At 60.9% G+C, this 11,859-nt stretch carries 13 protein-coding genes; 1 reads left to right on the top strand and 12 read right to left on the bottom strand.

The genetic code is table 11. From position 1 onward, the window contains the following. Window positions 1-5 precede the first annotated feature (5 nt). Window positions 6-776, top strand: coding sequence for a (S)-acetoin forming diacetyl reductase (locus Q1L34_RS10705; protein WP_004862981.1), 771 nt, complete (start codon window positions 6-8; stop codon window positions 774-776). 118 nt (window positions 777-894) lie between these two features. On the opposite strand, the gene ccmI is transcribed toward Q1L34_RS10705, so the two are convergent. The 12 genes from ccmI to Q1L34_RS10645 all read right to left on the bottom strand — a co-directional run bounded on the left by ccmI (window position 895) and on the right by Q1L34_RS10645 (window position 11,408). Beyond that, a complete protein-coding gene (ccmI, locus tag Q1L34_RS10700; protein ID WP_088911845.1) occupies window positions 895-1,734 on the bottom strand; it encodes a c-type cytochrome biogenesis protein CcmI in 840 nt (279 codons plus the stop codon). Continuing rightward, window positions 1,734-2,177, bottom strand: a complete 444-nt coding sequence (locus Q1L34_RS10695) for a cytochrome c-type biogenesis protein (RefSeq protein WP_160873517.1) — start codon at window positions 2,175-2,177, stop codon at window positions 1,734-1,736. The genes ccmI and Q1L34_RS10695 overlap by 1 nt, the downstream gene beginning before the upstream one ends. Window positions 2,178-2,185: 8 nt before the next feature. After that, a complete protein-coding gene (locus Q1L34_RS10690; RefSeq protein WP_004862986.1) occupies window positions 2,186-2,743 on the bottom strand; it encodes a DsbE family thiol:disulfide interchange protein in 558 nt (185 codons plus the stop codon). Beyond that, a complete protein-coding gene (locus Q1L34_RS10685) occupies window positions 2,740-4,692 on the bottom strand; it encodes a heme lyase CcmF/NrfE family subunit (RefSeq protein WP_048024845.1) in 1,953 nt (650 codons plus the stop codon). The genes Q1L34_RS10690 and Q1L34_RS10685 overlap by 4 nt, the downstream gene beginning before the upstream one ends. After that, entirely contained in the window at window positions 4,689-5,147 is a 459-nt protein-coding gene (gene ccmE / locus Q1L34_RS10680) for a cytochrome c maturation protein CcmE (protein ID WP_004862993.1), read from the bottom strand. Before ccmE ends, Q1L34_RS10685 begins: the two co-directional genes overlap by 4 nt. Further along, on the bottom strand, window positions 5,131-5,364 hold the full coding sequence (gene ccmD, locus Q1L34_RS10675) for a heme exporter protein CcmD (RefSeq protein ID WP_004862998.1): 234 nt from the start codon (window positions 5,362-5,364) through the stop codon (window positions 5,131-5,133). The genes ccmE and ccmD overlap by 17 nt, the downstream gene beginning before the upstream one ends. After that, window positions 5,361-6,104, bottom strand: a complete 744-nt coding sequence (locus Q1L34_RS10670) for a heme ABC transporter permease (protein WP_004863001.1) — start codon at window positions 6,102-6,104, stop codon at window positions 5,361-5,363. The genes ccmD and Q1L34_RS10670 overlap by 4 nt, the downstream gene beginning before the upstream one ends. Window positions 6,105-6,157: 53 nt before the next feature. Continuing rightward, window positions 6,158-6,817, bottom strand: a complete 660-nt coding sequence (gene ccmB, locus Q1L34_RS10665; protein WP_032717706.1) for a heme exporter protein CcmB — start codon at window positions 6,815-6,817, stop codon at window positions 6,158-6,160. Next, window positions 6,814-7,437 (bottom strand): cytochrome c biogenesis heme-transporting ATPase CcmA, encoded by a 624-nt coding sequence (gene ccmA, locus Q1L34_RS10660; protein WP_015584146.1) that lies wholly within the window; start codon window positions 7,435-7,437, stop codon window positions 6,814-6,816. The genes ccmB and ccmA overlap by 4 nt, the downstream gene beginning before the upstream one ends. 83 nt (window positions 7,438-7,520) lie before the next feature. Next, the gene (locus Q1L34_RS10655) at window positions 7,521-8,864 is read right to left on the bottom strand and encodes a c-type cytochrome (protein WP_004863010.1); all 1,344 of its coding nucleotides are present in this window, start codon (window positions 8,862-8,864) and stop codon (window positions 7,521-7,523) included. Window positions 8,865-8,874: 10 nt separating this feature from the next. Beyond that, window positions 8,875-10,659, bottom strand: a complete 1,785-nt coding sequence (locus Q1L34_RS10650; protein ID WP_004863011.1) for a GMC family oxidoreductase — start codon at window positions 10,657-10,659, stop codon at window positions 8,875-8,877. Window positions 10,660-10,661: 2 nt separating this feature from the next. Beyond that, window positions 10,662-11,408, bottom strand: coding sequence for a gluconate 2-dehydrogenase subunit 3 family protein (locus Q1L34_RS10645; protein WP_004863012.1), 747 nt, complete (start codon window positions 11,406-11,408; stop codon window positions 10,662-10,664). Window positions 11,409-11,859: the final 451 nt, after the last annotated feature.

The following is an 11,859-nucleotide window of genomic DNA, read 5'->3' as shown; positions in this document are numbered from 1 at the left end:
GAAATATGCAAAAAGTCGCCCTTGTCACCGGCGCCGCTCAGGGCATCGGTAAAGCTATCGCGCTGCGCCTGGTTAAAGACGGATTTGCCGTGGCCATTGCCGATTACAACGATACCGCGGCGAAAGCCGTGGCCGCCGAGATCAACCAGCACGGCGGCCGGGCGCTGGCGCTTAAGGTAGACGTCGCGCGCCGTGAACAGGTTTTCGCCGCCGTCGAACAGGCGCGTACAGCGCTGGGCGGTTTCGACGTTATCGTCAACAATGCCGGCATCGCCCCGTCGACGCCGATCGAAGCGATCGTCGAGGAGACCGTCGATAAGGTCTATAACATCAACGTCAAAGGCGTCATCTGGGGCATTCAGGCGGCCGTCGACGCCTTTAAAAAAGAGGGCCACGGCGGGAAAATCATCAACGCCTGTTCCCAGGCCGGGCACGTCGGCAATCCGGAGCTGGCGGTCTACAGTTCGAGTAAATTCGCCGTGCGCGGCCTGACCCAGACCGCCGCCCGCGACCTGGCGCCGCTGGGGATCACCGTTAACGGCTACTGTCCGGGGATCGTCAAAACCCCAATGTGGGCAGAGATCGATCGTCAGGTTTCGGAAGCGGCGGGTAAACCGCTGGGCTACGGTACGGCCGAGTTCGCGAAACGCATCACCCTGGGACGTTTATCCGAACCGGAAGACGTCGCGGCCTGCGTGTCGTATCTGGCGAGCCCGGACTCCGACTATATGACCGGCCAGTCGCTACTGATCGACGGCGGTATGGTTTTTAACTAATTCCATGATGCTCTGACATGGTTTGCCCCTGCCGCGAAACAGGGGCTTTTTTTATGTGCTGGTCGCTCGGGCGATAAACGCCCCCCGCGGCCCGGCGGGCAATGATTATCCCGGACGATTAACGCGCGCTCGCCTGCGCCAGCTGGCGTTCAATGGCCTGACGTCGCGCATCGTTCGCCGGCAATATATCCAGCAGTTGTTGCAATGCCGCAACCGCCTGCGGGTAATCTTCGCTACGCAGCGCGCTCAGCGCCAGCAGTTCCAGCACCGGCAGATTGTGCGGCTGCCGCTGATGCAGTTCGCGCAGCAGCAGTTCTGCCATCCGCAGCTGGCCGCTATCGCCGGCCCGCACCAGTACGCTGGCGTAATCGAATGCGGCCAGCGGATCGCCCGCCGCCAGCTGATGGGCGCGGGCAAAGGCGCCGATCGCCGTCTCGCCATCGTTGAGCAACAGGGCAATACGTCCCAGCAGCTGCCAGCCAGCAAGATCGTCAGGCCGATCCTGTAACTGGCTGCGCAGCCCGAGCCTGAGCTGAGCCAGCTGATCCATCCGCAGCGGCGCCGCCGTTGGGTCTTGCACCTGCCGGAGCAGCGCAGGAGTCTGACGTTCCGCCTGCTGCCAGAGCAACACCTGGCCAATATCGCTGGTTTTAAGGAAGATCCCGCTACTCAACAGTACCAGCGCCGCCGCGCCGGGCAGCAGCACCCAACGGCTGAGCGGGCGGACTTTTGCCGGCGTGACGTCGGGAATATCGGCCAGCAGCGTACGCTGCAGTTCAACCACCATCGCTTCCCGGTCGGCAACGTTGTCCTCCTGCGCCAGCTCGTCGAGCCGCGTCTGGTACAGCGTCCGGTTCAGACTATCGCGATCCGCCTCCGCCTTCCCCTGCCACGGAAAATAGAGCAGTGCCAGCGCCCCGATCAACATCAGGAGCGCCGGCAATAAAAACAGGGTCATCAATCCTCTCCTTTGTTCAGTAACGCCGCCAGCCGCTGACGCTCTTGTTCACTCAGCGCAGCGCTTGCGCCACCGCGACGTCGGGTTCGCGCCACCAGCAGCGCGACACCGGCGATAACAAACAGCCCCGGAACCAGCCACAACAGTAAGGTCCCGGCGGTCAACGGTGGTTCATAGCTGACGAAATGGCCGTAGCGCGCCACCATATAGGCGATGATTTGATCTTTGCTTTGTCCCTGCTGCATCAGCTCATAAACCTTCAGCCGCATATCGGCGGCGATCATCGCATTCGAGTCCGCAATACTGTTGTTCTGGCACTTCGGGCAGCGCAGCTGCGAGGTGATCTCGCGAAACGCCTGCTCCTGCGCTTCGTTTTTGAACTGCCAGGTGTCGATGGCGGCCAGCGCCTGGCCGGCGAGCAGCAGCGCCATCAGCGCCAGTATCCAGCGCCTCATGCTGCCGGCTCCTGGGTATATTTCAGCCATAGCGGCTGGAGCTGTTCGCGCCACACCCGGGCGTTCAGATCGCCGGCGTGACGCCAGCGAATTATGCCCTGGCCATCAATCAGAAAGGTTTCCGGCGCGCCATATACGCCCAGATCAAGCCCCAGCATGCCGCTGCCGTCGAACAGACTCAGCGCATAGGGGTTGCCGAGACTGTCGAGCCAGTTCACCGCCTTCTGCCGGTCATCTTTGTAGTTCAGCCCGACGACGCGAACCCCCTGCCCGGACAGCGCATTCAGGAACTGATGTTCGGCGCGACAGGTCGGGCACCAGGTGGCCCAGACATTCAGCAGCAGCGGTTTCCCGTCGATCAGCGCCGCACGGCTGTAGGTTTTTCCCGGCGCCGTCAACGCCTCAAGGCGAAACTCAGGCAGCGGTTTGCCGATCAGCGCAGATTCGAGCATCGTCGGATCGTCGCCCTCGGCGTTACGCATCAATTGCCAGAACAGCGCCATCGCCAGCAGCAGAAACAGCGCCAGCGGAATAAAAAGCAGCCTGCGCTTCATTGTGCCTCCTGCCGTTGTTTACGCATCCGGTAGCGCGGGTCGAGCATGCAGCACAGGCCGCCAAGGGCCATCAGGCCGCCGCCGAACCAAATCCAGCGCACGAACGGTTTGTAGTACAGACGCACCGCCCAGCTGCCATCGTCCAGCTCTTCCCCCAACGCGGCATACAGATCGCGCGTCAAACCGCCGCCGATCGCCGCTTCGGTCATCATCATACGGCTGGCGCTGTAGTAACGTTTTTCCGCGTACAGCGTTGCCTCCGGGCGACCGTTGCGCGTCACCGTAATCACTCCTTCACCGCCGGTCCAGTTCGGGCCGACGATGTTGCGCACCCCGTCGAACACGAAATGGTAGCGATGAATATCGATGCTATCGCCGGTTTTCATCCGTACGTCGCGCTCAATACTGTAGTTCTGGCTGAAGGTAATCCCGATAACGGTGACCGCCACGCCAACGTGACCCAGCACCATTCCCCACTGGCTGCGCGAAATCACCCGCAGGCCGCGCCAGAAACCGTGCCGGTGGGTCGCCCGTTCATGGATTTCAATCAGGGCAAAGAGCAGTACCCAAATCGCCATCATCAGACCCAGAACCGCCATGGCGACAATCCGGTCCTGCAACAGCCACGGCAGCAGCAGAGAAAGTGACAATGTCACCAGCAGCGCAATCGCCAGCCGCTTAAGCTGCTTGCCCGGCTGGTCGCGTCGCCAGCGGATCAACGGTCCCAGACCCAGCAGCAGCGCAAACGGCGCCATCAGCGCGGTGAACAGCAGATTAAAAAAGGGTTCGCCGATCGAGATACTGCCAAGCCCCAGCTCTTTGTGCACCAGCGGTAGCAGCGTGCCGAGCAGAACCACCAGCATGGCGGCGATCAGCAAAATATTGTTCCCCAGCAGAAACGACTCTCGCGACCACAGCGCATGTTCGACTCGCGCCCGTACCTGCCCCCCCTTCAGGGCATACAGCAGCAGCGAACCGCCGATAGCCACCACCAGCAGCGCCAGAATAAACAGCCCGCGCGTCGGATCCGAGGCGAACGAATGGACCGACACCAGCACCCCGGAGCGCACCAGGAAGGTTCCCAGCAGGCACAGTGAAAAGGCGGCAATCGCCAGCAGCACGGTCCAGGCCCGGAAGCTCCCGCGTTGCTCGGTGACCGCCAGGGAGTGCAGCAGCGCCGTCCCCACCAGCCATGGCATAAACGAGGCGTTCTCCACCGGATCCCAGAACCACCAGCCACCCCATCCCAGCTCGTAGTAGGCCCAGGCAGAGCCCAGCACGATACCCAGAGTCAGGAATACCCATGCCGCCTGGGTCCACGGACGCGACCAGCGCGCCCAGGCGGTATCCAGCCGTCCGGCGAGCAGCGACGCAATCGCAAAGGCGAACGCCACCGAGAAGCCCACGTAGCCCATATACAGGATCGGCGGATGGAAAATCATGCCGATATCCTGCAGCAGCGGATTAAGGTCGCGACCATCAACCGGATAGAGCGGCAGCGTGCGGGCAAACGGATTCGAGGTGAACAGAATAAACAGCAGAAAGCCGAAGGCGATGGTCCCCATCACTGCCAGCACCCGCGCCACGGCGTCCTGCGGCATCCGCCGACTGAACAGCGCCACCGCGAAAGTCCAGACGCTCAGCAGGAGCACCCACAGCAGCAATGAGCCTTCATGGGCGCCCCAGGTCGCCGCGACCCGGTACCACATCGGCAGCGCGCTGTTCGAGTTATCCGCGACATAGCGCACGGTGAAATCATTGACCACGAAGGCATGGACCAGCACGAGAAAAGCGCCCGCGACGCAGAAAAAGAGCGCGCAGGCCAGAGGCCGCGCCAGCGCCATTAGCCGCGGGTCCTGCCGCGCCGCGCCCCATTGCGGATAAATGCCCAGCAGTAGCGCGAGGCCTGTCGCCAGGCACAGCAGATAGTGCCCCAGTTCCGGCATCATGGTTGTTCTCCTTTCTTCTCCGGCTGCAGCGCCTCTTTCACTTCCGGCGGCGTATAGTTCTCATCGTGCTTTGCCAGCACCTGCCGGGCGGTAATGTGCCGATCGCCATCGAGCACCCCCTGGGCTACCACTCCCTGCCCCTCGCGGAACAGATCCGGCAGAATGCCCCGATAGCTGACCTCCACCACACCGCGAGCGTCGTACAGTCGGAAACTGACGTCCAGGGTCTGCGGATCACGCTTGACGCTGCCGGGCTGTACATAGCCGCCGATCCGCAGACGCTGGCCGTGATGTGGCCGCTGATGAGTTTCCGTTTTGCCATACAGGATCTCCCCCGGCGTGTAGAAGAGATCGATATTGGCGCTGAGGGCATACAGCGTCAGGCCAATGGTCAACCCGAGGCCAACCAGCACCGCCAGCGCGATCCCGAGCCGGGTTTTACGACGCGTTTGCATCGGCGCCCTCCGCTTCTGCACGGCGGCGAGCGGCGGCGATACGCCGCTCCCGGGCCTGCTGACGACTCAGCTCGCGGAACAGCGTCCGTCGCTGCCACCAGGTATGCAGCGTCAGAACCCCGAAGATCAGCAGCGTCGCCGCCACCGCCAGCCAGACATAAAATGCGTAGCCGCCCATCGCCAGAAAGGCGGCGACAGATGAAAAGGCGGGGGTCATTTCTCCGCTCCTTTTGGGGCCGTGACCAGCGCCTGGACCCAGGGCCGGCGCCGCTCCTGTAACAGAATCAAATTGCGCAGGCGCATCAGGGTCAGCGTGGCCACCAGGCTCAGGAAGGCCAGAATACAGATTCGCAACGGCAGACGCATACTGGGGTCAATCGACTGTTGCATGTTGGTCGACCCTTGATGCAGCGTGTTCCACCAGATGACCGAATAGTGAATGACAGGCAGATTCACCACCCCCACCAGCACCAGAATACCGACCGCCCTGCCCGCCAGACGGCGATCGTCGAAGGCGTGCCAGAGGGCGATAATCCCGGCATAGAGAAACAGCAAAACCAGCTCCGACGTCAGGCGCGCGTCCCAGATCCACCACGTTCCCCACATCGGTTTCCCCCATGCCGCCCCGCTGACCAACGCGATGGCCGTGCAGGCGGCGCCCACCGGCGCCAGCGCCGCCACCGTCAGATCGGCCATTTTCATCTGCCAGACCAGCCCCACAAAGGCGGCGACGGCCATCGCCAGATAGACGCCCATCGACCACATGGCCGCCGGGACATGCAGATACATAATCCGATAGCTTTGCCCCTGCTGATAATCCGCCGGCGCGTAGACAAATCCCCACACCAGCCCCACCGCCAGCAGCAGTGCGCTCAAGGCCGTCAGCCAGGGAATACAGCGGCCGCACAGGCCGTACAGCCGTTCGGGTATCGCCAGTTGATGTAATGCTTTCCACATAACGTTTGCTCACACTACTGTTTTTATGACTGCGGCAGCGTCACCGCAGCGAATTATTGCACCGTCAGCCGTAATGCGGCGGCGGTGGCGAACGGACACAACGTGGCGCTGGCGGCTAAAAACGCCGCCAGAATCGCCAGATAGCCATCCACCGGCAGCCCCGCGGCGCCAGCCTGAATGGCGCCGCAGGCAAAAATAAGCAGCGGAACCGACAGCGGCAGCACCAGCAGACTCAGCAGAACCCCGCCGCGCCGCAGCCCTACCGTCAGGCCGACGCCAACCGCACCGAGAAAACTCAGGGTCGGCGTCCCCAGCAGCAGGGTCAGCGCCAGTACGCCGGCATCGTGGGGGGCCATCCCCAGCAGCAGCGCCGCCAGCGGGGATACCACCAGCAGCGGCAGACCGGTCATCGCCCAATGGGCGAGCACCTTGACCACAACCACCGCCACCAGCGGTGTCGGCAGCAGCAGCAGTTGCTCAAGCGAACCGTCCTGCCAGTCGTCGCGAAACAGGCGGTCCATCACCAGCAGCGCCGCCAGCAGCGCGGCAACCCAGACAATGCCGGGCGCGATCTGTACCAGCAGCTGCGGGTCGGCGCCGACGCCAAACGGAAACAGGGTGATCACCACCAGGAAAAACCACAGCGGATTGAGAATCTCTGCCCCGTTGCGCCATGCCAGGCGCATTTCGCGGGCAAACAGCGTCCACATCATGCGTTTTCCTCCTCTCCGGCGCCGAGCCTTAACGTGCGCAGAGCGCAGGCCAGCGGACGCAGGGGCTGATGAGTCGTGAGGATCGCGCTGCCACCCGCCAGAACATGCTGCTCCAGCCGACGACTTAAGGTCGCAATAGCCGACGCGTCGAGCGCGGTAAACGGCTCGTCAAGGATCCACAGCGTCGCCGACGTCAACCACAGACGGGTCAACGCCACCCGCCGCTGCTGTCCGGCGGAGAGCTGACTCAGCGGGACATCTTCATAACCCGCCAGCCCCATTTCGGCCAGCGCCGCTTCTCGCGTCTGCTGCCGGGTTTGCGGGAAGAAGAAATGCAAATTTTCGTCCGCGGTCAGCGCCGTTTTGACGCCGGGCTTATGCCCGAGCCACAGCAGCTGACGATGAAACGCTTCACGCACGCTCGCCAGCGGTTCGCCCTGCCAGCTCACCGTACCGCTTTCCGGACGCGTCAGGCCGCACAGCATCCGCAGCAGCGAGGTTTTCCCGGCGCCGTTATCGCCGGCCACCTGCAGGAGTTCGCCTGGCCCGACCGTCAGAGTCAGCGCCTGGAACAGCACCCGGTCATCAAAGATGCCGCTCAGTCCTTCGGCATGCAGCATGAATGTACTCTCCTTGGTTCAGACCGCCGTTAGCGTCGACAATCCGTTCGGGATGCGCCACCCGGGCGGCGCATCCACGACGGTTACTGACCGGAAACAGGCAGTTTCGAGATGTCGACATTACCTGTCGCCTTCTCATCGCGAACGATCGACTTGTCCTTACGCACTTTTGCCACATCGCTGGCGCTCACCGGCGAGGCGTGGTTCCCCCAGCTGGTGCGGATAAAGTTGACCACATCCGCCACCTGCTGGTCATCCAGACGCCAGCCGAACGAGGGCATGGTCAGATTAGACACCGCATTTTTCACCGCCGGCGTGGTGCTGCCGGTGAGGATGATGTGGATGAGCGACGTCGCATCTTCGGTCTGCACTACCGGGTTGCCCTTCAGCGACGGGAAGGCGCGCTTGTAACCCACGCCATCGGTACGGTGGCAGGCCGCGCAGTTATCCACGTACAGCGCCGCGCCGGGCTTGCTGTCATCGCCCTTCCACAGATCCTTCGCTACGCTGTCTTCAACCGGCGCCGGGGTCTGTTTTCCACCGCGCGGCGGCAGCGATTTCAGATAGCGGGCAATCGCGGTGATATCGTCGTCAGAGAGATACTGCAGGCTGTGTTCCACTACATCGCTCATTCCCCCGAAGACCACGGACTTATCGTTACGCCCGGTTTTCAGGAACTCCGCCAGTTCGGCTTCGCTCCAGGTGCCCAGACCGTCCCGATTTTCGCCGCGCAGGCTGGAAGCCACCCAGCCGTCAATCGGCGCATTGCTGCCTGCCAGATAGTCGTCACCCTCGCTTTCGCTAAGCGCTTTTTCCTGCATCGTCAGGCTACGCGGAGTGTGGCAGGCCCCGCAGTGACCGAGTCCCTCCACCAGATAGCGCCCGCGCTCCAGCACCGGGTCGACCTGCGGATTCGCGACAAAATCGGCCGGCGTCGGAGCGAAGATCCCGCGCCAGAACGCCAGCGGCCAGCGCATTGACAGCGGCCACGGAATATCGGTATCGCGATTCGCCTCGGCAACCGGCGCCACGCCATGCATAAAGTAGGCGTACATCGCCCGCATATCCGCTTCGCTCACCCGGGCGAATGACGGGTACGGCATCGCCGGATAGAGGGTTGAGCCATCCTTGCGAACCCCTTTGCGCACCGCGTCGTCGAACTCCTCGAAGGTATAGCCGCCGATGCCGTGGGCGCTGTCCGGGGTAATGTTGGTGGAGTAAATCGTGCCAATAGGCGTCTCCATCGCCAGGCCGCCGGCAAAAGGTTTCCCCTCTTTACCGTTGGTGTGACAGGCCACGCAGTCCCCGGCCCGCGCCAGATACTCGCCCTGCTGAATCAAATTGCTGTCCGCGGGAGCCTCTTCGGCAAACGCCGCACAGCTTAACGCACCGAGCACCAGTGCCGATAACCATTGCATTTTCATCATTTGCCTTCCTTTATGCCTGCACCAGTGGACCCGGGTTTTTCAGGTACCGTTCACGGATCGCTTTTGCTGACCAGTAGGCCAGCGCGGCCACCGTCCCCGTCGGGTTATATCCCAGACCCTGCGGGAAGGCCGAAGCGCCGATAACGAAGACGTTATGCACGTCCCAGCTTTGCAGATAGCGGTTCACCGCGCTGGTTTTCGGATCTTCGCCCATTACCGCGCCGCCGTTCATATGGGTGGTCTGGTAGCTGGTGGTGTCAAAGTGGCTGTTGGCATTTTTCGGGCTGCCGAGCAGATATTTCGGCTTCATCGCTTTGGCGATCGGCGCCATCTTATCGAACATGAACTGCGCCATCTTGATGTCGTTTTCCTGCCAGTCAAAGGTCATTCGCAGCAGCGGCTGGCCGAAGACGTTTTTGTAGTTCGGGTCGAGATCGAGATAGTTCTGGCGGTAGGACTGGTGCGCGCCGTGGGCGTCCATCGACAGATGATGGGTGTAGGTATCGGCAACCGCCGATTTCCACTTGCTGCCCCACGCCGGCGTCCCCGGAGGAACCGGAAGTCCGGAGATGGGTTTGGTCCCGGCCTGGTTGACCCAGAACGGCGAGCCGCCGACAAAGCCGGCCTCGGCATGGTCGAAGTTATCGGCGTTAAAGTCATCCACCCCGACACCGTTACCACCGGCGCCGATAAACGGATTGGTAAAGGTATTCTTATCAAAAATAGCCTTGATGGTGGTCATATTCTGATAGGCGAAGTTGCGACCCACCACCCCTTCCCCGGTTTGCGGATCGTAGGGTTTGCCGATGCCGGAAAGCAGCATCAGGTGAACGTTGTGGAACTGGAAGGCGCCGATAATCACCAGATCTGCCGGCTGCTCCATTTCGCGCCCCTGTCCGTCGACGTAAGTCACGCCGGTGGCGCGCTGCTTATCGGCGGTCAGATTGACCTTCAGAACATTAGCGTTGGTGCGCAGCTCAAAGCGTTTTTCCTGGCGCAGCGCGGGCAGGATGTTGACGTTCGGCGAGGCTTTGGAATACATGTAGCAGGCGTAGCCGCTGCAGTAGCCGCAGAAGTTGCACGGCCCCATCTGCGCGCCGTAAGGGTTGGTGTAGGAGTCCGAGGTGTTCGCCGACGGCAGATTGTAGGGGTGGTAACCCACTTCCCGCGCCGCTTTCTCAAACAGCTGCGCCGACCAGGTGTTTTTCTGCGCCGGCAGCGGGAAGTCGTCCGAACGGTCCGGCGCAAAGGCGTTGCCGCCGCGCCCTTTGCCGACTACCTGTCCCTTCACCGACCAGGCGGTACCGGAGGTGCCAAAGACCTTTTCAGCCTTATCGAAGAAGGGCTCCAGCTCGTCGTAGGTGACGCCAAAATCCTGAATAATCATATCCTGCGGGATAAAGCTTTTGCCGTAGCGCTCTTCATAGTGGCTGCGCATGCGCAGTTCTATCGGATCCACGCGGAAATGGACCCCGGACCAGTGAAGTCCGGCGCCACCGACGCCGGTCCCCGGCAAAAAGGCCGCCAGCTGGCGATACGGTACCGCCTGCTGGCTGGTGTTATGACGAATAGTGACGGTGCTTTTCGACAGATCCTGGAATAACTTACGGCGAATATTGTAAGTCAGCTCGTCAACCACCTGCGGATAAGCACCGTCAGGCCAGGTATCGCGCATCGGGCCGCGCTCCAGGGCGACAACATTTAATCCGGCTTCGGTCAGCTCTTTGGCCATAATGGCGCCAACCCAGCCAAAGCCCACAATCGCGACGTCGGTTTTTTTCAGTACGGTGGTCATCGTTATGCCCTCTCCCCATTAATTGATACCGGCGGGAGGGGATAGCGTTCACCCCGTTCAACCCAGTCCATAAAGTCGGCGCGTGCGCCGGGAAAATTAATCAGCGTCCAGCCAACCATGCCTTTGTTGCCGCCATGAATCGGATCGCTGAAGAAACCTTCGCGGGTGTTTTGCAGCAGATAAGAGAAGAACAGCGAAGACGGCAGCTGTTTAAAGGCGGCGCTGCCGGCTTCAAACTGACTTAAAGCGGCATCCTGTTGTTCCGGGGTCAGCCCGGCGAACGGCTGGTGATACTGGCCCTGGCACCATTCATCGGCGTCGGCAATCCCGAGGTTGTAGATCTGTTTGGGGACCAACGGCAGCTGATAACCCATCTCTTTTGGTACATCGGGGTTAAACGGCCCCTGCATGTACCAGATGGAACCGGTGGCATACGGAGTATTCATCTGCCGATCGATAAACTCCGGTACGCCGGCTTCGCGTGCGCCAGGCCCCAGTTCATCGGCCGGAATGAGGCGCGCCACCGCGGCGTTGATAAATGCCCACTCGCGTTCGTTAAAAAACTGCGGTTTCCAGTCGCCGGTGGTCGCGGAAGCGGATCCGCCGGCAGTGGCACGCTCCGCCGCCTGCGCGGTGCTGGCGGCGGCAACCGCGCCGACGCTGCCGCTACCGATCACGACCGTGGGTATCAAAGCCATTGATTTTACTAAAAAATCACGCCTCGAATTATTGGTTTTTTCGCTCGACATTCTCACATTCCTGTCAATTAAATTACTGATTTTGTTGTTACAAGCCCAGCAAACGCTGCTTTGGAACCGATTCCAGAAAGGTACCGCGTTAGCGGACCTGCTGGCACGACGCCATTAAGTCGTACAAAAAATAAATCGCCGCTGGCGATGATGTTTATAGAGTTATCGTTTGGATATTAGTCGATTCTCATACACCGTCATGAAAAAAAGGAAAATATCCCTTTTCATTTGATAATCAGAACGCGTATGCAATATCCAGAGGGCAGAAATGGGGGTGGAATCAGCGCCGAAGTAGGTCTGACCATTTTCCCAAAAAAGAGTGATACGTATCACAAATGTTGCTTTTTTGTTTATGGTACATGGCTGTCTGGCAGCGTGCAAACGTAAGATTCCGTAAAAAGTAAACAATTTGAGCGGTTAAATTGCTTAATAACGGATATTAACTGTATTT

Source organism: Klebsiella ornithinolytica (genome assembly GCF_030505655.1).
Classification (GTDB): domain Bacteria; phylum Pseudomonadota; class Gammaproteobacteria; order Enterobacterales; family Enterobacteriaceae; genus Klebsiella; species Klebsiella ornithinolytica.
The sequence above is the reverse complement of the archived record's forward strand: the minus strand, read 5'-3'. Positions and strand labels throughout refer to the sequence as shown.

Bases quoted from the DNA above. Each gene is read 5' to 3' on its own strand.
- Q1L34_RS10655 (WP_004863010.1), bottom strand. From the start codon at position 8,864: ATGATGAAAATGCAATGGTTATCGGCACTGGTGCTCGGTGCGTTAAGC.
- Q1L34_RS10685 (WP_048024845.1), bottom strand. From the start codon at position 4,692: ATGATGCCGGAACTGGGGCACTATCTGCTGTGCCTGGCGACAGGCCTC.
- ccmD (WP_004862998.1), bottom strand. From the start codon at position 5,364: ATGACCCCCGCCTTTTCATCTGTCGCCGCCTTTCTGGCGATGGGCGGC.
- Q1L34_RS10645 (WP_004863012.1), bottom strand. From the start codon at position 11,408: ATGTCGAGCGAAAAAACCAATAATTCGAGGCGTGATTTTTTAGTAAAA.
- Q1L34_RS10670 (WP_004863001.1), bottom strand. From the start codon at position 6,104: ATGTGGAAAGCATTACATCAACTGGCGATACCCGAACGGCTGTACGGC.
- Q1L34_RS10650 (WP_004863011.1), bottom strand. From the start codon at position 10,659: ATGACCACCGTACTGAAAAAAACCGACGTCGCGATTGTGGGCTTTGGC.
- ccmI (WP_088911845.1), bottom strand. From the start codon at position 1,734: ATGACCCTGTTTTTATTGCCGGCGCTCCTGATGTTGATCGGGGCGCTG.
- Q1L34_RS10705 (WP_004862981.1), top strand. From the start codon at position 6: ATGCAAAAAGTCGCCCTTGTCACCGGCGCCGCTCAGGGCATCGGTAAA.
- Q1L34_RS10690 (WP_004862986.1), bottom strand. From the start codon at position 2,743: ATGAAGCGCAGGCTGCTTTTTATTCCGCTGGCGCTGTTTCTGCTGCTG.
- ccmA (WP_015584146.1), bottom strand. From the start codon at position 7,437: ATGCTGCATGCCGAAGGACTGAGCGGCATCTTTGATGACCGGGTGCTG.
- ccmB (WP_032717706.1), bottom strand. From the start codon at position 6,817: ATGATGTGGACGCTGTTTGCCCGCGAAATGCGCCTGGCATGGCGCAAC.
- ccmE (WP_004862993.1), bottom strand. From the start codon at position 5,147: ATGCAAACGCGTCGTAAAACCCGGCTCGGGATCGCGCTGGCGGTGCTG.